A 25,149-nucleotide genomic window follows, 5' to 3' on the forward strand; every position below is an offset into this window, starting at 1 on the left:
CTCGTCACCCGAGAGCAAGCTCTCTGTGCTACCGTTCGACTTGCATGTGTTAGGCCTGCCGCCAGCGTTCAATCTGAGCCATGATCAAACTCTTCAATTTAAAAGTTTGATGCTCAATGAATTAAACTCCGTAATGAATTACGTGTTCACTCGTTGAGACTTGGTATTCATTTTTCGTCCGAGGACGTTAAGAATCCAGTCACCCTGAGTGCCCACACAGATTGTCTGATAAATTGTTAAAGAGCAGGTGCGACGCGCTTCAGCGCTCTGTCGCGAGGTGGCGTATATTACGCTTTCCTCTTTCAGAGTCAACCCTGATTTTCAGGATTTTTTCTCTTCAACCGAACCGGCTGTTTGTGTGAAGTGATTCACATCCGCCGTGTCGATGGAGGCGCATTATAGGGAGCTAGAGCTGAATGACAAGCGGAAAAATGCATTTTTATTTCAACCGCTCATCTTTTCGTCATAAAGGCTATTTTTGATGCTTTTTAATGGCTGCAGGCAGCTCCGCGAGGCTATTAATCACCCAATCGGCACTTTTTTCAGCTTCCGGCGTAACAGGTTTACCGGTGCGTACCAGTACTTTTGTTCCTACCTGTGCGGCAGATGCCGCCTGCATATCTTCCAGCTTATCGCCAACCATATAAGAAGCGGCCATATCAATGTGCAGAAAATCGCGCGCCGAAATGAGCATGCCCGGGTGCGGTTTACGGCAGTCGCAAACCTGGCGGAACTCTTCTACTGTTCCTTGCGGGTGGTGTGGACAATAGTAGATACCATCCAAATCAACACCGCGATCGGCTAAAGACCAGTCCATCCATTCAGTTAACGTTTCAAACTGCGCCTCGGTGAATTTCCCGCGCGCAATACCAGACTGGTTAGTCACCAGCACCAACGCATAACCCATTTCTTTCAGTTCGCGCATGGCGTCAATAACGCCATCAATAAATTCGAATTCGTCGATCTCATGGACATAGCCGTGATCAACATTAATAGTGCCATCACGATCGAGAAAAATAGCGGGTACAGACTTTGCCACGGGTTTGCTCCTGAAAAAGGCATATGTTCTTAGTATCTCATGTTTCGCTACACAGGAAAGTGCTCATCGTTGATGAGTGACATTGATTTAGACGTCTGGATGCCTTACCATCCGCCCTGTTTACGGCTGAAAGTCGTAACCGGCAGAAGAAAATGCCACGGCTAACTCTCATACGATAAAAATAATCTAATGATTAAACTTTCGAATATCACCAAAGTGTTCCAGCAGGGGAACCGTACGATTCAGGCGCTGAACAACGTTAGCCTGCACGTTCCTGCTGGCCAGATTTATGGCGTTATTGGCGCGTCAGGTGCGGGGAAAAGTACGCTTATCCGCTGCGTGAACTTGCTTGAACGCCCATCGCAGGGCAGCGTTCTGGTTGACGGCCAGGATCTGACGCAGCTGTCAGAAGCGGAATTAACCAAAGCGCGTCGCCAAATTGGCATGATCTTCCAGCACTTCAACCTGCTCTCTTCGCGAACCGTTTTCGGTAACGTTGCTTTACCGCTGGAGCTGGATAACACCTCGCGCGAAGAGATCAATCGCCGGGTAACAGAACTTCTCGATCTGGTAGGTCTGGCAGATAAGCACGACAGCTACCCGGCCAATCTTTCCGGGGGGCAAAAACAGCGCGTCGCCATTGCTCGTGCGCTGGCCAGCAACCCGAAAGTGTTGTTATGCGATGAAGCCACCAGCGCACTGGATCCGGCCACAACACGTTCTATTCTTGAACTGCTGAAGGACATTAACCGTCGCCTCGGGCTGACCATTCTGCTCATTACGCATGAAATGGATGTGGTAAAACGCATTTGTGATTGCGTGGCAGTGATCAGCAACGGTGAGCTGATTGAGCAGGATACGGTGAGCGAAGTGTTCTCCCATCCGAAAACACCGCTGGCGCAGCAGTTTATCCAGTCCACACTGCACCTCGATATTCCGGAAGATTACCTGCAACGCTTACAGGCACAGCCGCAAGCGGACAGCGTACCGATGCTGCGGATGGAGTTTACCGGTCAATCCGTCGATGCCCCGCTGCTTTCAGAAACGGCGCGTCGTTTTAACGTGAACAACAATATCATCAGCGCGCAGATGGATTACGCGGGCGGCGTGAAGTTCGGCATTATGTTGACCGAAATGCACGGCACCGCTGAGGATACGCAGGCGGCGATCGCCTGGCTGCAAGAACACCATGTAAAAGTAGAGGTACTCGGTTATGTCTGAGGCAATGATGTGGCTTTTTGCCCGCAGCATCTGGGAAACTTTATTTATGACCTTTGCTTCAGGCCTGCTGGGTTTTATCGTCGGTCTGCCGTTCGGTGTGCTGCTGTATGTGACCCGTCCGGGTCAGATCATGCAAAACCCGGGGTTGTATCGCGTGATTTCCGCACTGGTGAATATTTTCCGCTCCATCCCGTTTATCATTTTGCTGGTGTGGATGATTCCTTTCACCCGCGTGATTGTTGGCACATCTATTGGTCTGTATGCGGTTATCGTTCCACTGACCGTAGGCGCCGCACCGTTTATTGCCCGCATGGTAGAAAATACTCTGCTGGAGCTGCCTGCGGGTCTGATCGAAGCATCACGCGCAATGGGCGCAACTCCCATGCAGATCATTCGCAAAGTTCTGCTGCCAGAAGCGCTGCCAGGGCTGATTAACGCGGCGACCATTACGCTGATTACTCTGGTGGGTTACTCCGCAATGGGCGGTGCTGTCGGTGCGGGCGGTTTAGGTCAGTTGGGTATCCAATACGGCTACGTGACCTACAATCCATTAGTGATGAATACCGTACTGATATTGCTCGTGGTTCTGGTTTACTTAATTCAGTTCGCTGGCGATCGTATCGTCCGGGCTGTGACGCATAAATAACGTTACACACAACATAACGACTCAGATAGAAAGGAAAATATCATGGCTTTTAAATTCAAGACCTTTGCAGCAGTTGGTGCTCTGCTGGGTTCTCTGGCACTGGCAGGTTGCGGCCAGGACGAAAAAGATCCGAATCACATCAAAGTCGGTGTGATTGTGGGTGCCGAACAGCAAGTTGCTGAAGTTGCGCAGAAAGTCGCAAAAGAGAAATATGGTCTGGACGTTGAGCTGGTTACCTTTAACGACTACGTGCTGCCGAACGAAGCGCTGAGTAAAGGCGACATTGACGCGAACGCCTTCCAGCATAAACCGTATCTGGATCAGCAGATCAAAGACCGTGGCTTCAAACTGGTTCCAGTCGGCAACACTTTCGTTTACCCGATCGCTGGCTACTCCAAAAAAATCAAAGCCCTGTCTGAGTTGCAGGATGGTTCTCAGGTAGCCGTTCCGAACGACCCAACCAACCTTGGCCGTTCCCTGCTGTTGCTGCAAAAACAAGGTCTTATCAAACTGAAAGATGGCGTGGGTCTGCTGCCATCCGTGCTGGATATCACCGAAAACCCGAAAAACCTGAAGATTGTTGAACTGGAAGCCCCGCAACTGCCGCGTTCACTGGACGATGCGCAGATTGCTCTGGCGGTCATCAACACCACTTACGCCAGCCAGATTGGCCTGACGCCGGAAAAAGACGGCATCTTCGTTGAAGATAAAGACTCCCCGTACGTCAACCTGATCGTCGCACGCGAAGATAACAAAGACGCGGAAAACGTGAAGAAATTCGTCCAGGCTTATCAGTCTGACGAAGTCAGCGAAGCGGCAAATAAAGTCTTCAACGGCGGCGCAGTGAAAGGCTGGTAATCTCCTCAGTCTGTAATATCATTCAAGGCGGGCGCAAGCCCGCCTTGTCATTTGTGCACGCGCCTGATTCAATAAGCGGCGTTAAGAAAATTACTTCGAGGATATATTATGCGTGCTTTACCGATCTGTTTATTAGCACTCATGCTAAGTGGCTGCTCCTTGCTAAGCAGATCTCCTGTCGAACCTGTAAAAAGCACCGCTGCGGCGCCCAAGGCAGAACCGGAGAAACCGAAAGTCACGCGTCCTACCCCTGTACGGGTTATTACGGATGCCACTGAACTGGTGGGTAAACCATTCCGCGATCTGGGCGAAGTCACCGGTGAATCCTGCCAGGCTACTAACCAGGACTCTCCGCCGAATATCCCTACCGCGCGTAAACGCATGCAAATCAATGCATCTAAGCTGAAAGCTAACGCAGTTCTGCAGCACAGCTGCGAAGTGACCAGCGGCACGCCAGGTTGCTACCGTCAGGCAGTTTGTGTCGGTTCTGCACTGAATATCTCATCCAAATGAGTACATTTGCTTTCGAGCAAATCGGCGTAATCCGCTCACCGTATAAAGAGAAGTTTGCCGTACCGCGCCAGCCAGGTCTGGTGAAACACGGCGGCGGCGAACTTCACTTGCTTCCTCCTTATAACCAGCCCGATGCCGTGCGCGGCCTTGAAGAGTTCAGCCATCTGTGGGTGCTTTTCGTTTTTCATCAAACGATGGAAGGCGGCTGGCGACCCACCGTGCGTCCGCCCAGGCTGGGAGGAAACGCGAGAATGGGTGTGTTCGCCACGCGTTCAACCTTCCGGCCTAACCCGATCGGCATGTCGCTGGTTGAGTTGCACGGCATCCGCTGCCAGAAAGATCAGGTGATTTTACAACTTGGCAGTCTTGATCTGGTTGATGGCACGCCGGTGGTGGATATCAAGCCCTATTTGCCGTTTGCTGAAGCCTTGCCCGATGCGCAAGCTAGCTACGCGCAACAGGCACCTTCTGCTGATGTAGCCGTCACTTTTACGCCGGATGTCGAAGCGCAGCTTAGTGGGCTTGAAAAGCGCTACCCGCATTTCAAAACCTTTCTGTGCGAAGTGCTGGCGCAGGATCCGCGCCCGGCTTATAAAAAAGGGGAAGAGCAGGGAAAAACCTACGCCGTCTGGCTGTTGGATTTTAACGTGCGCTGGCGCGTAACCGATGGCGGCTTTGAAGTGTTTGCGCTCGAAGCGCGCTAATTTTATCCCCCTCTCTTTTGGCATCTCCGCCAGGCTGATAAACTAAACCACTTTTTTCTGTGTCAGGCCTGCCTTAGGCCTGTTCCGATTGTCCAAATGGAACCGTAACAACATGCGTACTAGCCAATACTTGCTCTCCACTCTGAAGGAGACACCTGCCGACGCCGAAGTCATCAGCCACCAGCTGATGCTGCGCGCCGGGATGATCCGCAAACTGGCCTCCGGGTTATACACCTGGCTGCCAACCGGTTTGCGCGTTCTGAAAAAAGTCGAAAACATCGTGCGTGAAGAGATGAATAACGCCGGTGCGATTGAGGTGTCCATGCCAGTAGTGCAGCCCGCCGACCTGTGGCAGGAAAGCGGCCGCTGGGAGCAATATGGCCCGGAACTGCTGCGTTTTGTCGATCGCGGCGATCGTCCGTTTGTCCTCGGCCCAACGCATGAAGAAGTGATCACCGACCTGATTCGTAACGAGCTGAACTCGTACAAGCAGTTGCCGCTGAACTTCTTCCAGATCCAGACCAAGTTCCGTGATGAAGTGCGCCCGCGTTTTGGCGTCATGCGCTCACGCGAATTCCTGATGAAAGATGCCTACTCTTTCCATACTTCACAGGAATCGTTGCAGGAGACGTACGATGCAATGTACGCCGCCTACAGCAAAATCTTCAGCCGTATGGGTCTGGATTTCCGCGCCGTACAGGCAGATACCGGCTCGATCGGCGGTAGCGCCTCGCACGAATTCCAGGTGCTGGCGCAGAGCGGTGAAGACGATGTGATCTTCTCTGACTCATCCGATTTTGCCGCCAACATTGAGTTTGCCGAAGCGCTGGCACCGAAAGAACCGCGCGCTGCTGCAACGCAGGAAATGACGCTGGTTGACACGCCGAACGCCAAAACCATCGCTGAGCTGGTTGAGCAGTTCAACCTGCCGATTGAAAAAACCGTGAAAACCCTGCTGGTTAAAGCCGTTGAAGGCAGCAGCTCCCCGCTGGTTGCGCTGCTGGTACGCGGCGATCATGAGCTGAACGAAGTTAAAGCGGAAAAACTACCGCAGGTTGCCGCGCCGTTGACCTTCGCCACCGAAGCGGAAATCCGCGCGGTAGTGAACGCAGGCCCTGGCTCGCTCGGCCCGGTGAACATACCGGTTCCGGTTGTGATTGACCGTACCGTTGCGGCGATGAGCGATTTCTCTGCTGGCGCGAATATCGATGGCAAACACTACTTCGGCATCAACTGGGATCGTGATGTAGCGACCCCGGAAGTGGCAGATATCCGTAATGTTGTTGCCGGCGATCCGAGCCCGGATGGCAAAGGTACGCTGCTTATCAAGCGCGGTATCGAAGTCGGTCACATCTTCCAGCTGGGCACCAAGTACTCCCAGGCGCTGAACGCCGCCGTGCAGGGTGAAGATGGGCGTAACCAGATCCTGACCATGGGTTGCTACGGTATCGGTGTAACGCGTGTTGTGGCTGCGGCCATTGAGCAGAACAACGACGAGCGCGGGATCATCTGGCCTGACGCCATTGCGCCGTTCCAGGTCGCGCTGCTGCCAATGAACATGCACAAATCTTATCGCGTGCAGGAACTGGCGGAGAAACTCTACGCCGAGCTGCGTGCGCAGGGTATTGAAGTGCTGATGGACGATCGTAAAGAGCGCCCGGGTGTGATGTTTGCCGATATGGAACTGATCGGTATCCCGCATACGGTGGTGATTGGCGATCGTAACCTCGACAACGACGATATCGAATATAAATACCGTCGCAATGGCGAGAAACAGCTGATCAAAACCGGGGATATCCTCGATTATCTGGTCAAAGCCATCAAAGGCTAAGCGCCCCAACAAAACGCCCCGCTCTGCGGGGCTTTTTTATAACTACCGAAATACCACATACCGGGTATCCGATTTTGGCTCTGCCTTATTATTGCTGCGTTTAAATCCGGCATGACCAACAGAGGTTTCATCGTAAACGCAGGTTTCGCATGCCCTTCACGATAAAACATACCGCCTTCTGTGAAGGCGGGTTTTGCGCTGCTAACGCTTAATCATCACAGCCTTTATTGGGGCTAAACTTGCCGCGCTTATTCGTTACCAACACTTTTTGCGCCGCACCGGTGTCCGGGTTTGGCTCAACGGTAAAATGCCCTTCAACCACCAGCAGAATCGGTTTGGTTTCTGTTCCGCGCGCTGCCGCATAGTCGCGCTCAAGCTGTGCATTGCTGGCAACGGTTACCTTCTTGCCGGTTGCACAATCGGTAAATATCGCCGCATCAGCCATGTACATATACATGCCGCGCATCGCCATCGGCGTCGCCGGTAGCGCGGCTTTTACTGGCTGTAACGTGTAATTGAGCTGAGAAGTAATGGGATTGCCTTGCTGATCGAGCATCTCCAGCGCCTCGCCTTTGGCGCGGAAAAAGGTTTTATCACCGTGCGTATCAGTGAGGATCAGTTTATCCGCCGTGCGCGCCCAGTTCCCATACGTGGCAAACACCGAGGGCGCTTTTCCTCCCTGATAGCGCTGGTTCATCACCCAGCTCCCGTCTTTATCCAGAAACAGAGAGGTTTCAATGCCTTCGCAATCCGCGCAGTGCAATACACCGCGCCAGCTTTGCTGCATCGGTTTCAATTCTTCAACGTGTGCTGGCTGCACCGTCTCAACATCGCCACGGTTGTTACATCCGAAAAGCGCAAAGAGCGTACACCCTGCCAGCACAGATAAAATCGCTTTTTTCACACCCGATTCCTTATGCTCAATTCTGTTAGTACCCGTCAGCCTTCATGGCCACGAACTTTACCGCGTAACGCCTTTACCGACGACTTTTGCGCCTTGCCCGATAACCGGCGCTCTTTCGACGCACGGGTTGGACGCGTTGCCCGACGGCTCTTTTGCACAACGGTTAATTCTTTAATTAACGCCACCAGGCGAGCGATTGCCGCTTCGCGGTTCATCTCCTGGCTGCGATATTCCTGTGCTTTTATCACCACCCAGCCTTCACTGCTAATCAGATGGTGCGACGCTTCCAGTAAACGCGCTTTGTAATACTCTGGCAGGCTTGAAGCCCGAATGTCAAAACGCAGGTGGATCGCCGTTGAGCTCTTATTGACATGTTGACCGCCCGCACCCTGCGACCGCACTGCCGTGATTTCCAGCTCGTCGTCAGCAATGGAGACCGAACGGGAGATCTCAATCATTGCGGCTGCTGCCAGGCTTCAAGGTGGATCTCCAGGTTCTGACTCTCATCCGATAACCAGATAGCGCCATCCTGCAAAGTTGCTTGCAGCGTCATGGTGCGATCGCTGGCAAACGCACTCAAACCGGCCAGCTGCGCATCATCCAGATACCAGATGCTCAGATTACTAAATGCCGAACAGCGCGACTGATTCTGCTGCCACCAGATCTGCGCCGCGCGTGAATTATAGGTAAAAAGCGCCACCTCTTTCGCCTGTGAGCAGGCTTTCTTTAGACGTTTTTCATCCGGCAGGCCCAGCTCAATCCACAAATCGATACCCAGATAATCATTGCGTAACCAGAGTTCCGGTTCATCGTCAGCGCTGAGACCGCGGGTAAATTGCAGGCGTTCATCCGCATATTTCATCCACGCCAGCAGGCGCAGCATCATGCGTTCTTGCGTCTCGGAAGGATGGCGAGCCAGCGTCAGCGTTGCATCTAAAAACTGATTACGATCCAAATCGGCAACGTTCACCGTCGCTTTATAAATTGTCGCTTTTAATGCCATATCACCGCTCCTTCATAAAATGGTCGCTATTGTAGCGAATATAAGCATAAGGCGCTGTTATCTCTTGTCGCAGTGGGTATTCATCGCCCTGATAATGACGAATAAGCTGTGGTATAGTCACCTTGCTAAACAGAGTTTAACTTCGTAGGCTTAGTGTTATCTCACAGTAAAGTCAGGTTGCTGACAGGAGGTGATGTGAACAATTATTGTGAGTTAGTACGCAGACGTTATGCGGAAATCGCCAGCGGAGATTTAGGGTATATCCCGGATGCGCTGGGGTGCGTGTTGAAAGTGCTGAATGAAATGGCGTCGGATGACACCCTTTCAGAGTCGGTCAGGGAAAAGGCGGCGTATGCTGCCGCGAACTTACTGGTGAGCGATTATGTCAATGAATGATGCCTATCAACCCATCAACTGTGATGACTATGACAACCTTGAGCTCGCCTGCCAGCATCATCTTTTATTGAAGCTGGAAATGAAAGACGGCGAGGTGCTCAGCGCCAAAGCCAACGATTTAGTCTCACGTAAAAATGTGGAGTATCTGGTGGTTGATGTCGCAGGTGCAGCGCGCGAACTGCGTCTCGATAAAATTGCCAGCTTCAGCCATCCTGAAATCGGCACCGTTGTGGTGAGCGAGTCCTGACATTTTGCGGGCAGCGCCAGTTGCCCGTTATCTTCGCCACTCAATACGTACGCCCGTTTGCTCTGCGCTTTTCGCCCCTTCTTGCGTAACGAATAACCCTGCCGCCGCCATCAACGTTTCGCCATAAAACAGCAGCGGCGTGGTATCGCGTCGCCAGGGCGCCACACCAAGCTCCTGCCAGATTTTCTTCAGCTTGCGTCCGCCGCTGCGCCCGACGATATGCAACATACCGGGTGCCTGAAAACGGATCGAAACCGCCTCTTCAGTATTGGGGGGGCGAATGTCTCCACCCGCCAATAGCGACAACTCGCCAAGACCTGCCGGTAATGTTAGCGGTTCGAAAGGCGCAACCCACGGCAGTTGCGTATCGCGTTGACTGTCAATGGCGCGGATCCACCACAAGCTCGACTGATAACGACGTACCTCAAATTCGCCCAGGCGCAAACACGGCGAAGCATCTTCACGCGCCAGCGCCACTTCCTGCCACAAACGATCGAGCATGGCGCGTGACGGCATAGCCGCACCGCGCTGCGCCAGCCAGCGGCGCAGCAGCGCCCGACGGCGCGCATCGCTTAGCCTGTAAAGAGGGACAAGCTCCAGCGCCCCTTCAGCCGTCGTAGCCGCATCAAGTTCTTCTGCCAGTAACTCATCAAGTAACTGCTCTTGCTCGCCACACAGCGCGGCGCTGCGCGCAACGGCGTCGGCGAAATGCGGCCAGCGCGCCGCCAGCACCGGTAAAACCTGCAAGCGCAAAAAATTGCGATCAAAGCTGGCGTCGGCGTTACTTTCATCCTCAATCCATGACAGCGCATGGTGAAGCGCCCACTGGTGCAGCTCAGCACGGGTTTGTGTCAGTAACGGGCGAATAAGCTGGGTTCCGGCAAAAGGCATACTTTCGGGCATCGCCGCCAGCCCGGCAGGCCCGCTGCCACGTTTTAACGCCAGCAGAAACGTCTCGCATTGATCGTCCAGATGCTGAGCCGTAACCAGCACTTCACCAGGCATCAATGCATCCGCAAACGCCTGATAACGCGCATTTCGCGCCTGCGCTTCGATTCCTTCCCCGTTATTCACCACTTGAACACGAACGACACTAAGCGGGATCTGCCAGCGCGCGCAAATATCCTCACAATGCTCCGCCCATGCATCGGCATGCGGACTAAGCCCGTGATGAATATGAATGGCGCGCAGCCTGAGTTCGGGTAATTGCTGACGCCAAAGCATCAATTTATGCAGCAGGACGGTTGAATCCAGCCCACCGCTAAACGCCACCAGAAACTGGCGCGATGTGGTCGGCATTGATGCAAAAAAGGGCGTGGTCATAGCGATTATCAAAACGGAGTATTGCCCGGCACGTTACCGGGCATTAGCGGAAGTGGCAAGTATTACTGCTGGTAAAGCTCGAGCGGCAGGCCATCAGGATCGGTAAAGAAGGTGAAGCGTTTATCGGTGTAAGGATCGATGCGAATTTCTTCGCACGGCACACCGTGAGCAGCCAGATGCGCCACCGCCTTGTCGATGTCATCAACGCTAAACGCCAGATGGCGTAACCCGCAGGCTTCTGGCCGGCTGGGGCGCGCAGGCGGGAACGGGAAAGAAAACAGCTCAATCACATACTGACCGTTCAGCGCCAGGTCGCCTTTCCATGAATCACGTGCTTCGCGGTAGACCTCGCTTTGCAGCGTAAACCCCAGAATATCGCAGTAAAACGCTTTGCTCTTCGCGTAGTCCGTAGCAATGATGGCAATATGATGAACCTGTTTTAAACCCAGCATAGTCTCTCCTTTTCTGAATGCCAGAACGTTACGCCTGCCGGTGTTCGCCCGCAATAGCTCAGCGGTTTTTTAGGACTCGTACCCGATAAACGCCCTCTTCGTCTCGCTTCGCGCCATGAATATCCGTCTCAAAACCGGGATAGTGGCGGCCAATAGCGCAAAGCATCAGCAGGAAATCCAGCACGGCTCTGCTCGCTTCGGTGATCATTTCGCCGGGCATCACCAGCGGCACGCCTGGCGGATAAGGCAGGATCATATTCGCTGAAATTCGCCCTATCAGTCGCTCAAGTTCAATGGTTTCCACCTCGCCCTGAATTTGCCGCTGCCAGGCCTGGTGCGGCGTCAGCTTCATTTCCGGTAACACATCAAACGCTTGCAGCATTAAACGAGGGAGATCGTGCTGGCGTATGAGCTTATGGATCCCCTGCGCCAGATCCTGAATGCGCATATTGCGGTAGAAATCCGGATCTTCGGCGTAGAGATCCGGCAGTATATTCTTCACGCGCAGATTCAGATCGTAAGCGCGTTTAAACTCCATCAACCCACGCAGCAAACCCATCGCGCGGGTTTTATCAATGCCAATGCTGAACAGGAATAGCAAATTATAGGGCCCGGTTTTCTCGACCACCACGCCGCGCTCATCAAGAAACTTCGCCACCAGCGCCGCCGGGATCCCGTCATCGCTCATATTCCCCTGCTCGTCCATCCCCGGCGTCAGAATGGTCACTTTAACCGGATCGAGAAACATATGGTCGGCATCTGCATCGCGGAAACCGTGCCATGCTTCCCCGGGCGCAACCGGCCAGCAGTCCGCCTCTTCAATCTCTTCTGGCTGCCAGATATCAAAGAACCAGCCATCGGCTTCATCTTTCAGCCGCTGAACTTCTTTACGGAAATGCAGCGCGCGCTCGACGGAACGGTTAATCAGACGTTTGCCGGGATTACCGCGCAGCATCGCAGCCGCCGTTTCGATGGAGGCCACCAGCGGATAACTCGGCGAGGTGGTGGTGTGCATCATAAATGCTTCGTTAAAGGTGTCTTCATCATATTCACCTTTAATATGAATCAGCGACGCCTGCGAAAATGCCGCCAGCATTTTGTGCGTCGACTGGGTTTCAAAGAACACTTTTCCCGGCACCCGCTCGCCGCTCATACCGCTTTTCCCGGCGTAGATCGGGTGGAAATTGGTATAAGGAACCCAGGCAGAATCGAAGTGGATCGACGGCACATCCAGCGTCTTTTTGATCCAGTCGGTGTTATACAACAGTCCGTCATAGGTGGAGTTAGTGATCACGGCGTGTACCGGCCAGCGCGCGCCCGCCGTTTTTGCCACCTTCTGTTCGATGCTGGCATGGGTAAATTCACGACGTGGAATACCGCCCAAAATTCCCAATGCATTGCGCCCTGGTTTCAGCCATAGCGGCGTAACATCGCTCATCATCAGCAGATGTGCCAGTGACTTATGGCAGTTACGGTCAATCAATAATGTACTGCCCGCCGGAGCGGCATACATGCCGACAATTTTATTCGACGTGGACGTACCGTTGGTGACCATGTAGCTCTGCTCCGCGCCAAAGGTGCGGGCGATATACTCTTCGGCTTCCAGATGCGGGCCAGTGTGATCCAGTAACGAGCCCAACTCCGTGACTGAAATAGAGACATCCGCTTTTAACGTATTGCCGCCGAAAAAATCGTAAAACAGGCAGCCAACCGGGCTTTTCTGATAAGCCGTGCCCGCCATATGCCCCGGCGTACAAAAGGTATATTTGCCCTCTTTAACGTAGGTGAACAGCGCGCGGGTAAACGGCGGCGTAATGGTTTCGAGGTACTCGCGGGTGTACTGGCCGATACGCGTTGCTATATCTTCGGACACGCCCAGCGCATATTCGAAAAACCACAACGCCATGCGCATATCCTGGATACTGACGTCCATCGTCGAGTGGGTATTGATAAAGGCGTACAGCGGGAGATATTCGTTAAGCTGATTGATTTCGCTGCACAGATCGAGGGAGTACTCGTCCCAGTCAAAGATAACGCCGCAGATGCGCGGGTTGTGTTCGATAAATTTCAGTAAGTCGGTGCTGTTTTGCGGCCAGATAAGCTGAAAACCCTGGGCCTGTAATGCCTGCTCCAGCTCCTTAATTGGCTCATCTTTATAGAAAACGCCATGTGGTCCCATGATGGCAATAATATTCACGGTTACCTCCGTTAAAAACCTTAGCTAAGCATAGTTGAGCTAAACGGCAGGTATAAAAAAAGCCGCACAGCGGTGCGGCTTTTCAGAGTGGGATGAGGATCAGGCGTAGCCGTAGCTCATCAGACGCTGGTAACGGCGGTTACGCAGATCGTCTTTGCTCAGCACATCCAGATCGGCCAGATCGGCCAGCAGTTGCGCTTTCAGCGAAGCCGCCATGGTTTCCGGGTTACGGTGAGCGCCGCCCAACGGTTCCGGAATGATCGAGTCGATTAATTTCAGCTCTTTCAGACGCGGTGCGATAATCCCCATCGCTTCGGCAGCCAGCGGCGCTTTGTCGGCGCTTTTCCACAGAATTGATGCGCAACCTTCCGGAGAGATAACAGAATAGGTGCTGTATTGCAGCATATTCACTTTATCGCCCACGCCAATTGCCAGCGCGCCGCCGGAGCCGCCTTCGCCGATCACGGTGCAGATAACCGGCACGTTCAGACGGGACATTTCACGCAGGTTACGCGCGATCGCTTCAGACTGACCACGCTCTTCCGCGCCCACGCCCGGATAAGCACCCGGCGTGTCGATAAAGGTAATGATCGGCATGTTGAAGCGCTCTGCCATTTCCATCAGGCGCAGCGCTTTGCGATAGCCTTCCGGTGCCGGCATACCGAAGTTACGGCGGATTTTCTCTTTGGTTTCGCGGCCTTTCTGGTGGCCGATGATCATCACCGGACGCCCATCCAGACGCGCGATACCGCCAACGATGGCTTTATCGTCAGCGTAAGCACGATCGCCAGCCAGTTCATCGAACTCGTCGAAAGCCAGGCGGACATAATCCAGGGTGTATGGACGCAGCGGATGGCGAGCCAGCTGCGCGACCTGCCATGCGCCAAGATCGGCGAAAATTTTACGTGTCAGCTCAACGCTTTTTTCACGCAGACGATGCACTTCTTCGTCGATGTTAATATCCAGTTTTTCATCCTGACGGCCAACGGCGGTCAGAGAATCGATTTTCGCTTCCAGCTCAGCAATCGGCTGTTCGAAATCAAGGAAATTCAGACTCATAGTATTCCTGTATTAGTCAAACTCCAGTTCCACCTGCTCCGAACCTATGAGGCCACGCAGATCGTTGAGTAAACGATCGCTCGGAGAGACACGCCACGTTGCGCCGAAGCGTAATCGCGCGCGCGCATCCGCCCTCTGATAGTAGAGATGTACTGGAATGGTTCCCGAACGGTGGGGTTCCAGAGACTGACGGAGTCGGTTTAAAAGCTGGTCATCAATTTGCCTGTCCGTCAGCGAGATAGCAAGTCCACGGGCATATTTTTCCCGGGCTTCGTCAATGTCCATCACTTCGCGGGCGGTCATTTTAAGCCCCCCACTGAAGTCATCAAAGCTGACCTGTCCGCTGACGATAAGTATGCGGTCTTTTTCCAGCAGTTGCTGGTATTTATCCAGGGCGTCAGTGAACAACATCACTTCAAGACGCCCGGAACGGTCATCCAGGGTACAGATGCCGATACGATTGCCGCGCTTGGTGACCATAACCCGCGCGGCAATGACGAGCCCCGCCGCCGTGGTCACTTTCCCACGTTCGGTCGGATGCATGTCTTTCAGCCGGTAGCCTCCGACATAGCGCTCAATTTCTTTTAAATACTGGTTAATCGGGTGACCTGTCAGGTACAACCCTAACGTTTCACGCTCGCCGTCCAGCACCACCTGTTCCGGCCACGGCTGGCAACTGGCGTAGGACTGCTCGATCTGCTCCGGCTCTTCTGCCAGCACGCCAAACATATCCGCCTGCCCAATCGCCTCGGCTTTCGAGTGCTGATCGGCGGCTTTCAGCGCATCGCCCAGCGCGTTCATTAGCGCGGCGCGATGCGGGCCAAGGCGATCAAACGCCCCGGACATAATCAGTTTTTCCAGCACCCGGCGGTTGAGTTTTTTGATATCGGTGCGGGCACATAGATCAAACAGTTCACGGAAATAGCCGCCGTTGTTACGTGCTTCAATGATCGCCTCGATCGGGCCTTCACCCACGCCTTTGATCGCGCCAATGCCGTAAACAATTTCGCCATCGTCGTTGACGTGGAAATGGTACAGACCTGAGTTGATATCCGGCGGCAGAATTTTCAGCCCCATGCGCCAGCACTCATCGACCAGGCCAACCACTTTCTCGGTGTTGTCCATATCGGCGGTCATTACAGCCGCCATAAACTCAGCCGGATAGTGCGCCTTCAGCCACAGCGTCTGGTATGACACCAAAGCATAGGCGGCAGAGTGCGATTTGTTAAATCCGTAACCAGCGAATTTTTCCACCAGATCGAAGATTTTCATCGCCAGTTCGCCGTCGACGCCGTTTTTCTTCGCGCCTTCCTCAAACGTGCCGCGCTGCTTGGCCATCTCTTCCGGCTTTTTCTTACCCATCGCACGGCGCAGCATATCCGCACCACCAAGCGTGTAACCCGAAAGTACCTGCGCAATCTGCATCACCTGTTCCTGATACAGAATGATACCGTAGGTTGGCTCCAGCACCGGCTTCAGGCTCTCATGCTGCCATTGAACATCCGGGTAAGAGATCTCTTCACGCCCGTGTTTACGGTCGATGAAGTTATCCACCATGCCTGATTGCAGCGGACCCGGACGGAACAGCGCCACCAGTGCGATCATATCTTCGAAGCAGTCAGGCTGCAGGCGTTTGATCAGGTCTTTCATGCCGCGGGATTCTAGCTGGAAAACCGCTGTGGTTTCCGAGCGTTGCAGCATGTCGAAACTTTTCTTGTCATCCAGCGGAATAGCGGCGATATCCAGCGGTGGCTCGCCGTTCTTCTCACGCCGGGCGTTAATCATCTCCAGCGCCCAGTTAATGATGGTCAGCGTACGCAGCCCGAGGAAGTCGAACTTCACCAGACCCGCATATTCCACGTCGTTTTTATCGAACTGGGTAACCGGGTGCTGACCGGCTTCATCACAATACAACGGCGCAAAGTCGGTGATTTTGGTTGGCGCGATAACCACACCACCGGCGTGTTTCCCTGCGTTTCGCGTAACCCCTTCCAGCTTGCGCGCCATATCGATCAGCGCTTTGACCTCTTCGTCGGCTTCGTAAATTTCCGGCAGTTGCGGTTCGGCTTCAAACGCTTTAGCCAGCGTCATCCCTGGATCGGGTGGGACCAGTTTTGAAATTCGGTCGACAAAGCCATATGGGTGACCAAGCACGCGGCCAACGTCGCGGATAACCGCTTTCGCCGCCATGGTACCAAAGGTGATGATCTGCGATACCGCATCGCGCCCGTACATATCCGCCACGTGCTCGATAACCTGGTCGCGTTTTTCCATGCAGAAATCGACGTCGAAGTCAGGCATCGACACACGTTCCGGGTTAAGGAAACGTTCGAACAGTAGGTCAAACTCAAGCGGATCGAGGTCGGTAATTTTCAGCGCATAAGCTACCAGCGAACCTGCACCGGAACCACGGCCCGGCCCTACCGGCACGCCGTTGTCTTTCGACCACTGGATAAACTCCATCACGATGAGGAAGTAGCCCGGGAACCCCATCTGGTTGATAACCTGGAGTTCAATATCGAGACGTTCATCGTAAGGCGGGCGCTTTTCAGCGCGCACGTTCTCATCCGGGAAGAGGAATGCCAGTCGTTCTTCCAGCCCCTCTTTGGATTTCGCCACGAGGAAATCCTCGGTGGTCATCTCGCCCGTCGGGAACTGCGGCAGGAAGTATTCGCCCAGACGCACGGTGACGTTACAGCGTTTGGCGATTTCGACCGTGTTCTCCAGCGCTTCCGGGATATCCGAGAAGAGTTCGCACATCTCCTCTTCGCTGCGCATGTATTGCTGCGGCGAATAGTTACGCGGGCGTTTAGGATCGTCAAGGGTAAAACCGTCGTGGATCGCGACGCGGATCTCATGGGCGTCGAAGTCGCCGGCATCAATAAACCGCACATCATTGGTCGCAACAACCGGCAAGCCATGCTCTTCTGCCAGCGCGACGGCGGCATGCAGGTAAGACTCTTCGTCCGCTCGCCCCGTACGGATCAGCTCCAGGTAGTAGCGATCGTGAAAATGGGTTTTATAGAACTCAAGACACTGCTCAACCAGTGCGCTATTGCCGCGCAGCACGCTTTTACCCACGTCGCCCATGCGCCCGCCGGAAAGCAGAATCAACCCTTCATTGAGCTCCAGCAGCCAGTCGCGGTCAATCCACGGGCCGAGCGCGCCATAACCACGCTGGTAGGCGCGCGAAATAAGCAGCGTCAGGTTTTGATAACCGGTGTTGTTGAGAGCGAGAACGGTGAGCTGCGTCAGCTCGTCGCCAAGCAGATCGCTTTGCACATGAAAATCAGCACCGACGATAGGCTTCATCCCGGCACCGTGCGCCGTTCCGTAAAACTTCACCAGACCACACAGGTTGGTAAAATCGGTGATCGCCAGCGCAGGCATGCCGAGCGCGGCCGCCTTTTTCACCAGCGGCCCGGTTTTCGCCAGCCCGTCAATCATGGAATAGTCGCTATGCACCCGCAGGTGTACGAAACGTGGTTCAGCCATTTTTAGATCCCAGCCTGGTTTATTTCACGTTCACAAGAATCAGGACACAAGACCCAACGCGCGTTTGACCGGCGCAAAGCTACGTCGGTGATGCTCGGTTGCGCCGTGCTCCGCCAGTCTCTCCAGATGGAAAGCCGTAGGATAGCCTTTATGCTGCGCAAAGCCATATTGCGGAAAAATGATATCAAGTTCGGCCATCTCCGCATCGCGGGTCACTTTGGCGAGAATCGACGCGGCGCTGATTTCTGCGACACGGCTATCGCCTTTTACCACCGCCAGCGAAGGCATCGGCAAAGCCGGGCAACGGTTACCGTCGATCAGCACGAACTCGGGCGCGATTGCCAGCCCGGCAACAGCGCGCTGCATCGCCAGCATGGTGGCATGCAAAATGTTCAACGCGTCGATTTCATGCGGCTCCGCGCGGCCAAGACTCCAGGCCAGCGCTTTCTCTTTGATCTCATCGCAGAGCGACAAACGGCGTTTTTCGGATAATTTTTTAGAATCGTTCAGACCGACAATAGGACGCTCGGGATCGAGGATCACCGCCGCTGTCACCACCGCGCCCACCAGCGGGCCGCGACCGACTTCATCCACACCCGCAACCAAATGCGTATGCGGATAAACAAACTCTATCATTGTGCTAACTCCAGTACGGCGTCAGCCGCCTGTTCATCGGCATTACAGCGAATCTGCAAATGCAGCTCGCGGAAAATGTCGTGCATCTCGTGGCTGGTTTTGCCGTTGGCCAGCAAGGGTTCCAGCGCAGCAGCGAGCGCCTGGGGATTGCATTCATCCTGGAGCAACTCTTTAACCAGCTCACGCCCGGCAAGCAAGTTTGGCAGCGACACATAAGGCGTTTTTACCAGCCGTTTTGCCAGCCAGAAAGTGAAAGGCTTCATCCGATAGCCAACCACCATCGGGCATTTCGCCAGCATGCACTCCAGCGCAGCGGTTCCTGAAGCCAGCAGTGCGGCATCTGCGGCGATCATCGCTTCCCGCGCCTGGCCATCAAGCATATGCACCGGCAGCTCGGGTGCGACTTCCGCTTTGATGCGTTCAAACTGTTCGCGCCGTTTCGCATTGACCAACGGAACAACCACTTCAAGATCGGCGTAGCGCTCACGCAACAATTGCGCGGTGCGCAGGAAGTCTGCACTTAGCATTTCGACTTCCGCCCCGCGACTGCCCGGCAGTAAAGCCAGACAATGCACGTTATCAGCAATCCCAATGTGCGCCCGCGCCGCGTTCTTATCGGGATCCAGCGGCATGGCATCCGCCATGGTATGGCCAATAAAACGACACGGTACGTTAAATTTATCGTAAAACGCTTTTTCGAAAGGCAGAAACGCGAGCACCAGATTGGTGGCTCTGCCGATTTTGAAAACGCGTTTTTGTCGCCACGCCCAGACCGACGGGCTGACATAATGGATGGTTTTAATACCCTGCTGTTTCAGATTACCTTCGAGGGTAATATTGAAATCCGGCGCGTCGATGCCGACAAAGACATCCGGTTTCAATTTGCTAAAACGACGGGTTAAATCGGCGCGAATATGCAGCAAACGGCGCAAACGGCCCAGCACCTCAACGATGCCCATTACCGCCAGCTCTTCCATTTCATACCAGGCTTCGCAGCCTTCGGCCTGCATACGCGGCCCCGCGACGCCGACAAAACGCGCGTTCGGCAGGCGAGCTCGCAGCGCACGGATAAGACCGGCACCAAGAATATCGCCGGAGGTTTCTCCGGCGACGAGGGCTATCGTAAGAGGACGCGCGTCGATCATTAACGGATCAAACCACGTGTTGAGCGCTCAAAGAACCGCATGAATGCGTCAACCTCCGGATGCTTAGCAGCAAGCTCAGCAATTTCCGGTTTCGCCTCTTCCAGCGTTTTACCGCTGCGGTACAGCAATTTGTACGCATTACGGATAGCCACTAACGCTTCTCTGCTAAAGCCACGACGTTTCAGGCCTTCAATGTTCACACCGAATGGTGTGGCATGGTTGCCCTGAGCGATCACGTAAGGCGGTACGTCCTGGGCAACGCCAGAACAGCCGCCAACCATCACGTGTGCACCGATAATGCAGAACTGATGCACTGCGGTCATGCCGCCGATGATTGCAAAGTCGTCGACGGAAACATGACCCGCCAGCGTTGCGTTATTTGCGAGGATACAGCGATTTCCAACGGTGCAATCGTGCGCAACGTGCGCGTTGATCATCAGCAGGTTATCGCTGCCCACCTTCGTCAACCCACCACCCTGTACTGTGCCACGGTGGATGGTGACGCTTTCGCGAATGCGGTTGCGATCGCCAATTTCCACACGAGTCGGTTCACCAGCATATTTTAAATCCTGGTTAACCTCGCCGATGGAGGCGAACTGATAAATCTCGTTGTCACGACCAATAGTCGTATGACCATTCACGACGACGTGAGATTTCAGTACGGTACCCTCACCAATTTCAACGTGAGGTCCCACAATACAAAATGGGCCAATATGAGCGTTAGCACCAATAACGGCACCGTCTTCAACAATGGCGGTAGGATGAATAAAGGCGGTTTTATCAATCACGTATCAGGCCTCCCGGCTACGTGCACACATCATAGTAGCTTCACAAACAATTTTACCGTCTACCAGCGCAACCCCTTTAAAACGGGTCAGGCCACGGCGGGTTTTTTCGAAAGTGACTTCCATGATCATCTGATCGCCTGGCACAACAGGACGCTTAAAGCGCGCTTCGTCGATACCGGCGAAGTAATACAGCTCACCCGGCTCCAGTTTACCAACGCTTTTAAACGCCAGAATACCGGTTGCCTGCGCCATTGCTTCAAGGATCAGCACGCCCGGGAAAATCGGTTTGCCAGGGAAGTGCCCCTGGAAAAACGGCTCGTTTACCGAAACATTTTTGACTGCGCGCAGAAAACGACCTTCTTCAAAATCCAGCACGCGATCAACCAGTAAGAACGGGTAGCGGTGCGGCAGAAGCTCGAGGATCTCTTCAATGTGCAGAGTATGAGTGTCAGTAGTCAAAATACTCTTCCTGTCCAAATATACTAAAAAGCAATAATAACACGGCCCGCGGCAATCATAAGAATGCCAACAGGCCGGGAAGTATATACACTTTATTCTTCGAGGTGCAGAGGCTTTTCTGTCCCCCGAATTCTTCTGTGTACAAGCGTTATGCGGATGAATTATTCGTCTTGTTGATTAACCTTGCGCTCGACAGCTTTCAGGCGCTTGCTCATATCATCGATATTCATCACCAGGGCTGCGGTTTTTCGCCACACTTTGTTCGGTTGCAACGGGATACCTGAGGAGTAAATACCCGGCTCAGTGATAGGACGCATGACCATCCCCATCCCCGTTACGGTAACCTTGTCGCAAATTTCCATGTGCCCGTTGATTACGCTGGCGCCGCCAATCATGCAATAGCGACCAATTTTCAAACTACCCGCCATGATGACGCCACCGGCAACCGCGGTATTGTCGCCAATCACAACGTTATGTGCAATCTGACACTGGTTATCAATGATGACGCCGTTACCAATGCAGGTATCATCCAGCGCACCACGATCGATAGTCGTACATGCGCCGATCTCAACGTTATTGCCGATAATGACGCGACCAAGCTGTGGGATTTTAACCCAGTTGCCACGATCGTTGGCATAGCCAAAGCCATCGGAACCTATCACCGTGCCGGATTGGATCAGGCAATTTTCACCGATCTCAATCTCATGGTAAATGGACACATTGGCCCACAGACGCGAACCCGCGCCAATTTTCGTATTTTTCCCAACGAAGCAACCCGGGCCGATGACGACGTTATCGCCCAGGCTGACGCCGGATTCGATCACGGCGTTCGCGCCAATTGCTACGTTGCTACCAAGCTTAGCCGTAGGATCAATCACTGCTCCTGGCGCGATGTTCTGCGCAGGCTGCGGCGTGGTATCAAGGATTTGCGCCATACGTGCGTAGGTCAGGTACGGATTTTTTACGACCAGCGCAGCGCTGTTGGCAAAGGGAAGATCGTCCTGCGTCATTACAACGGCAGAGGCCTGACATGCAGTCAGGTGTTCACGGTACTTAGGATTGACCATGAAAGTGATGTGGCCTGCTACGGCAGATTGCATGGACGCAACGCCGGTGATGACGATATCGCCATCACCGTGTAGTTCTGCATCCAACTGCTGAGCTAAATCAGCCAGTCGAATTGAAGGCATTACTTATTTAACCTGTTTCAGTACATCAGCAGTGATGTCTTTTACATCGTTGCTGTTGTAAATAACGGCGTTGGAAGGAATAACCAGATCAACACCCTGATCAGAAGCCACTTTTTTCACTGCGGTCTGGATACGAGTCACCAGCTTGCCGCGTTCTTCATTAGAACGGCGAGCCTGATCCTGTTCGAAAGCCTGCGCTTTTTGAGCGAATGCCTGACGGCCAGAAGTGATGTCTTTTTCCAGCTTGCTGCGATCGCTTGCTTTCATCGTGGAACCATCGCGCTGCAAACGCTGTGCTTTTGCTTGCAGGTCGGATTCCATGCTTTGCAGTTCGCTTGCGCGACCGCCGAATTCGTTTTTCATGGTCTGAGAAACGCCGGAAGTCTGCGCAACCTGCTGCAGCAGGCTACCCATATCGACAATCGCAATTTTGTCAGCGGCCTGAGCTGACGCAGCCATTGCCAAACCGAAACCTGCAGCTAATAACAACTTTTTCACAATTAACTCCTTACCATCCCGTTTGTACCCGGAGGTACAGTTCTTTGCGTGGCTGGGCTTTCCATTGAAAGCCTCAGCCATCACTACACTGCTGGTGCATTCCATTGCAGTACGGCGTTACCAGGTTTTACCAATGTTAAACTGGAACTGTTCCGCTTTGTCTCCATCGTACTTTTTAAACGGCTGGGCGTAGGAGAAAACCAACGGCCCCAATGGGGACATCCATTGTAATGCGATACCGGCAGACATGCGGATATTGCTCGGATCGCTATAATCCGGAATACCCAGCGCTTTCATCTGCGCGGTATTTTGCCAGTTTGTATCCCACACGCTACCTGCATCCCAGAAGAACGAGGTACGCACAGAGTTGGCGTATTTATCACTGATAAACGGCGTTGGTGTAATCAGCTCGGCGCTAACCACGCCCATTGCGTTACCGCCCACCGCATCATCAGACTTACAGAGTGAGTCTGCAACAGTGTTCTTACAGTTGCTCTGGTTGTTCCCGCCGTAGTAAACCGCTTTCGGACCAATGTTGTTGGACTGGAAGCCACGCACGGTGCTGGAGCCACCTGCGTAGAAGTTCTCATAGAACGGCATCTCTTTGCCACCTAAACCATCACCGTATCCCCAACGTGTACGACCTAAGACCACCCATTTGTGATCGTCGTCAATCGGGAAGTAGGAAGCGGTGTCGACAGTAACTTTGTAGAACTCATTATCTGAGCCCGGTACCGTCACTTTACCGTTCAGGTTGACGCGCGAACCCTTCGTCGGGAAATAACCACGGTCAAGGTTGTTGTAAGTCCAGCCGTAGTTAAAGGTGAAATCATCCGCCGAATAACCGTTGCTGTCGTTTTGCGTGCTGGCATTCTGCCCCACGGAGTCCAGATAGCGCCACATTGCCACCTGCGGTTCCATCTTCGACAGGCTGTTATGAACATAGCCTAAGCCAGCGCGCAGCGTGTTGTATTCGTTGATCGGGAAACCGAGCGTACCATCAAGGCCGTAACTCTTGTTGGTATACGACGACAGATCCGCATCATCCGCTTTAAAGTCGTTATAGAAGATACGACCGCCGAGGCTCACGCCATCCACCGTAAAGTACGGGTTGGTGACGGAGAACTCAGAGTAAGTCTGGTAGTCGTTTTTGGTTCCGCTGATACCGACAGAGTAACCGGTACCTAACCAGTTATCCTGCTGAACGCCAACCTGGAAGCTGACGCCACTCTCGGTGCCGTAGCCAACGCCGAAGTTAAAGCTACCGGTGTTACGCTCTTTCACCTTATAAACGACATCAACCTGATCCGGGCTACCCGGAATACGCTGGGTTTCCGTATCGACAGTTTCAAAATAGCCCAAACGGTTCAGACGCTCTTTACCCTGATCGACCAGATCGCTGCCCAGCCACGCCCCTTCCATCTGGCGCATTTCGCGACGCAGTACGGAATCTTTAGAAGTGTCGTTACCTTCAAAGCGGATCTTACGCACGTAGAAGCGGTTGCCAGCATCAACGTTGATATGCAGCTTAACCGTTTTGTCCGTGTCGTTGATTTCAGGCTGCGATTGAACACGCGGGTAGGCATAACCATAGCGACCAAGAAGCTTTTTAATGTCATCTTCCATTTTGGTCACTTTGGCGCCGTTATACAGCTCGCCCGGCTCGATTTTCGTCAGGCTTTCAATTTCCGCAGAGTGTCCTGCGAGATTACCGCTAACCTGCACACCAGAGAGCTTGTACTGATCGCCCTCGGTCACGTTAACCGTAATGTAGATGCCTTTTTTGTCCGGCGTCAGGCTAACCTGCGTCGAATCAATGTTGAAACGTGCGTAACCACGATCCAGATAGTAGCTGCGCAGGGTTTCCAGGTCGCCCGCCAGTTTCTGTTTCTGGTATTTACGATCGCCGACAACGTTCCACCACGGCACTTCGTCGCGCAGCTGGAACGTGGAGATCAGCTGTTCGGTCGTGAAGGCATGGTTGCCGACAATATTAATCTGTTGGATTTGCGCGGAAACGCCTTCCTGGAAGACCAGCTTCAGGTCAACCCGGTTACGCGGTAATGGGGTGACGACAGCTTTGACGCTGGCGCTGTACTTACCCACGCTGTAGTAGAAGTCCTCCAGCCCCTTTTCGATATCGGAGAGGGTGGTGCGATCCAGTGATTCACCCACACGGACGCCAGAAGCTTCAAGATTCTGTTTCAGCATGTCATCTTTCACCGACTTGTTGCCGGAGAAGGTGATGCTGGCGATTGTCGGACGTTCTTTCACCTGAACGAGGAGCGTATCACCATCACGCAGGACACGAACATCCTCGAAGTTGCCGGTGGCAAACAACGCGCGAATGGTGTTACTGATATCTTCATCATTCACCGTATCGCCAGGACGAACTGGCATACTGAGGAGGGCCGCACCAACGGCGACACGCTGTAGGCCTTCGAAATGAATATCCTTCACTACGAATCCATCAGCACCGTATACGGTGGCGCTGCTAAACAGCAGCGACGCTATGAGCAACTTTTTCATCGCCATCGTTATTATG

24 protein-coding genes and 1 rRNA gene are annotated in these 25,149 nt (G+C 53.6%); 8 read left to right on the forward strand and 17 right to left on the reverse strand.

Going from position 1 to position 25,149, the window contains the following annotated elements:
- Together JKP81_RS16570 and gmhB are read right to left on the reverse strand one after the other, a co-directional pair.
- Positions 1-100: ribosomal RNA gene (locus JKP81_RS16570) — 16S ribosomal RNA — on the reverse strand; the annotation flags it as partial.
- A gap of 372 nt (positions 101-472) precedes the next feature.
- Positions 473-1,039, reverse strand: coding sequence for a D-glycero-beta-D-manno-heptose 1,7-bisphosphate 7-phosphatase (gmhB, locus tag JKP81_RS16575; RefSeq protein ID WP_065369262.1), 567 nt, complete (start codon positions 1,037-1,039; stop codon positions 473-475).
- Positions 1,040-1,228: 189 nt separating this feature from the next.
- Between gmhB and metN the strand changes: the two genes are divergently transcribed.
- The 6 genes from metN (at position 1,229) to proS (ending at position 6,812) form a co-directional block, all read left to right on the forward strand.
- Complete coding sequence (metN, locus tag JKP81_RS16580; protein WP_017458025.1) at positions 1,229-2,260, forward strand: methionine ABC transporter ATP-binding protein MetN; 1,032 nt, start codon at positions 1,229-1,231, stop codon at positions 2,258-2,260.
- The gene (locus JKP81_RS16585; RefSeq protein WP_017458024.1) at positions 2,253-2,906 is read left to right on the forward strand and encodes a methionine ABC transporter permease MetI; all 654 of its coding nucleotides are present in this window, start codon (positions 2,253-2,255) and stop codon (positions 2,904-2,906) included. The genes metN and JKP81_RS16585 overlap by 8 nt, the downstream gene beginning before the upstream one ends.
- Positions 2,907-2,948: 42 nt before the next feature.
- Positions 2,949-3,764 carry a methionine ABC transporter substrate-binding lipoprotein MetQ gene (metQ, locus tag JKP81_RS16590; protein WP_200552594.1) on the forward strand — a complete coding sequence of 272 codons (816 nt, stop codon included), beginning with the start codon at positions 2,949-2,951 and terminating at the stop codon, positions 3,762-3,764.
- A gap of 108 nt (positions 3,765-3,872) precedes the next feature.
- Positions 3,873-4,277 carry an Rcs stress response system protein RcsF gene (rcsF, locus tag JKP81_RS16595; protein ID WP_200552595.1) on the forward strand — a complete coding sequence of 135 codons (405 nt, stop codon included), beginning with the start codon at positions 3,873-3,875 and terminating at the stop codon, positions 4,275-4,277.
- On the forward strand, positions 4,274-4,981 hold the full coding sequence (gene tsaA, locus JKP81_RS16600) for a tRNA (N6-threonylcarbamoyladenosine(37)-N6)-methyltransferase TrmO (RefSeq protein WP_020456625.1): 708 nt from the start codon (positions 4,274-4,276) through the stop codon (positions 4,979-4,981). The genes rcsF and tsaA overlap by 4 nt, the downstream gene beginning before the upstream one ends.
- Positions 4,982-5,093: 112 nt before the next feature.
- Positions 5,094-6,812: a proline--tRNA ligase gene (proS, locus tag JKP81_RS16605; protein ID WP_200552596.1), complete on the forward strand. Its 1,719-nt coding sequence runs from the start codon at positions 5,094-5,096 to the stop codon at positions 6,810-6,812.
- A 208-nt stretch (positions 6,813-7,020) separates the two neighbouring features.
- On the opposite strand, the gene nlpE is transcribed toward proS, so the two are convergent.
- From nlpE to JKP81_RS16620, 3 genes are read right to left on the reverse strand one after another with little or no spacing between them, the layout of a single operon-like run.
- Positions 7,021-7,716, reverse strand: coding sequence for an envelope stress response activation lipoprotein NlpE (nlpE, locus tag JKP81_RS16610; protein WP_200552597.1), 696 nt, complete (start codon positions 7,714-7,716; stop codon positions 7,021-7,023).
- A 35-nt stretch (positions 7,717-7,751) separates the two neighbouring features.
- A complete protein-coding gene (gene arfB, locus JKP81_RS16615) occupies positions 7,752-8,174 on the reverse strand; it encodes an alternative ribosome rescue aminoacyl-tRNA hydrolase ArfB (protein WP_017458018.1) in 423 nt (140 codons plus the stop codon).
- Entirely contained in the window at positions 8,171-8,719 is a 549-nt protein-coding gene (locus JKP81_RS16620) for a YaeQ family protein (protein WP_200552598.1), read from the reverse strand. Before JKP81_RS16620 ends, arfB begins: the two co-directional genes overlap by 4 nt.
- A gap of 195 nt (positions 8,720-8,914) precedes the next feature.
- Between JKP81_RS16620 and JKP81_RS16625 the strand changes: the two genes are divergently transcribed.
- Together JKP81_RS16625 and rof are read left to right on the forward strand one after the other, a co-directional pair.
- On the forward strand, positions 8,915-9,115 hold the full coding sequence (locus JKP81_RS16625) for a YaeP family protein (RefSeq protein ID WP_017458016.1): 201 nt from the start codon (positions 8,915-8,917) through the stop codon (positions 9,113-9,115).
- Positions 9,102-9,362, forward strand: a complete 261-nt coding sequence (rof, locus tag JKP81_RS16630; RefSeq protein WP_017458015.1) for a Rho-binding antiterminator — start codon at positions 9,102-9,104, stop codon at positions 9,360-9,362. Before JKP81_RS16625 ends, rof begins: the two co-directional genes overlap by 14 nt.
- 27 nt (positions 9,363-9,389) lie before the next feature.
- Here the strand turns inward: rof and tilS are convergent, their stop codons facing one another.
- The 12 genes from tilS to bamA form a co-directional block, all read right to left on the reverse strand.
- Positions 9,390-10,685, reverse strand: coding sequence for a tRNA lysidine(34) synthetase TilS (gene tilS, locus JKP81_RS16635; RefSeq protein WP_200552599.1), 1,296 nt, complete (start codon positions 10,683-10,685; stop codon positions 9,390-9,392).
- A 62-nt stretch (positions 10,686-10,747) separates the two neighbouring features.
- A complete protein-coding gene (locus tag JKP81_RS16640) occupies positions 10,748-11,137 on the reverse strand; it encodes a VOC family protein (RefSeq protein WP_200552600.1) in 390 nt (129 codons plus the stop codon).
- A 58-nt stretch (positions 11,138-11,195) separates the two neighbouring features.
- A complete protein-coding gene (locus JKP81_RS16645; RefSeq protein ID WP_200552601.1) occupies positions 11,196-13,334 on the reverse strand; it encodes a lysine decarboxylase LdcC in 2,139 nt (712 codons plus the stop codon).
- Between the two features lie 99 nt (positions 13,335-13,433).
- Positions 13,434-14,393 (reverse strand): acetyl-CoA carboxylase carboxyl transferase subunit alpha, encoded by a 960-nt coding sequence (gene accA, locus JKP81_RS16650; RefSeq protein ID WP_017458011.1) that lies wholly within the window; start codon positions 14,391-14,393, stop codon positions 13,434-13,436.
- 12 nt (positions 14,394-14,405) lie between these two features.
- Entirely contained in the window at positions 14,406-17,888 is a 3,483-nt protein-coding gene (dnaE, locus tag JKP81_RS16655; RefSeq protein WP_200552602.1) for a DNA polymerase III subunit alpha, read from the reverse strand.
- A gap of 39 nt (positions 17,889-17,927) precedes the next feature.
- A complete protein-coding gene (rnhB, locus tag JKP81_RS16660; RefSeq protein ID WP_200552603.1) occupies positions 17,928-18,524 on the reverse strand; it encodes a ribonuclease HII in 597 nt (198 codons plus the stop codon).
- Positions 18,521-19,669: a lipid-A-disaccharide synthase gene (gene lpxB, locus JKP81_RS16665; RefSeq protein ID WP_200552604.1), complete on the reverse strand. Its 1,149-nt coding sequence runs from the start codon at positions 19,667-19,669 to the stop codon at positions 18,521-18,523. The genes rnhB and lpxB overlap by 4 nt, the downstream gene beginning before the upstream one ends.
- Positions 19,669-20,457 (reverse strand): acyl-ACP--UDP-N-acetylglucosamine O-acyltransferase, encoded by a 789-nt coding sequence (lpxA, locus tag JKP81_RS16670; RefSeq protein ID WP_200552605.1) that lies wholly within the window; start codon positions 20,455-20,457, stop codon positions 19,669-19,671. Before lpxA ends, lpxB begins: the two co-directional genes overlap by 1 nt.
- 3 nt (positions 20,458-20,460) lie before the next feature.
- Positions 20,461-20,916, reverse strand: coding sequence for a 3-hydroxyacyl-ACP dehydratase FabZ (gene fabZ / locus JKP81_RS16675; RefSeq protein WP_017458006.1), 456 nt, complete (start codon positions 20,914-20,916; stop codon positions 20,461-20,463).
- Positions 20,917-21,077: 161 nt separating this feature from the next.
- Positions 21,078-22,106 (reverse strand): UDP-3-O-(3-hydroxymyristoyl)glucosamine N-acyltransferase, encoded by a 1,029-nt coding sequence (lpxD, locus tag JKP81_RS16680; RefSeq protein WP_200552606.1) that lies wholly within the window; start codon positions 22,104-22,106, stop codon positions 21,078-21,080.
- A gap of 3 nt (positions 22,107-22,109) precedes the next feature.
- Positions 22,110-22,604, reverse strand: a complete 495-nt coding sequence (gene skp, locus JKP81_RS16685; RefSeq protein ID WP_020456611.1) for a molecular chaperone Skp — start codon at positions 22,602-22,604, stop codon at positions 22,110-22,112.
- A 117-nt stretch (positions 22,605-22,721) separates the two neighbouring features.
- On the reverse strand, positions 22,722-25,139 hold the full coding sequence (gene bamA, locus JKP81_RS16690) for an outer membrane protein assembly factor BamA (protein WP_200552607.1): 2,418 nt from the start codon (positions 25,137-25,139) through the stop codon (positions 22,722-22,724).
- Between the last annotated feature and the right edge of the window lie 10 nt (positions 25,140-25,149).

It is taken from the genome of Kosakonia sp. LAM2021, from assembly GCF_016620385.1.
Lineage (GTDB): Bacteria > Pseudomonadota > Gammaproteobacteria > Enterobacterales > Enterobacteriaceae > Kosakonia > Kosakonia sacchari.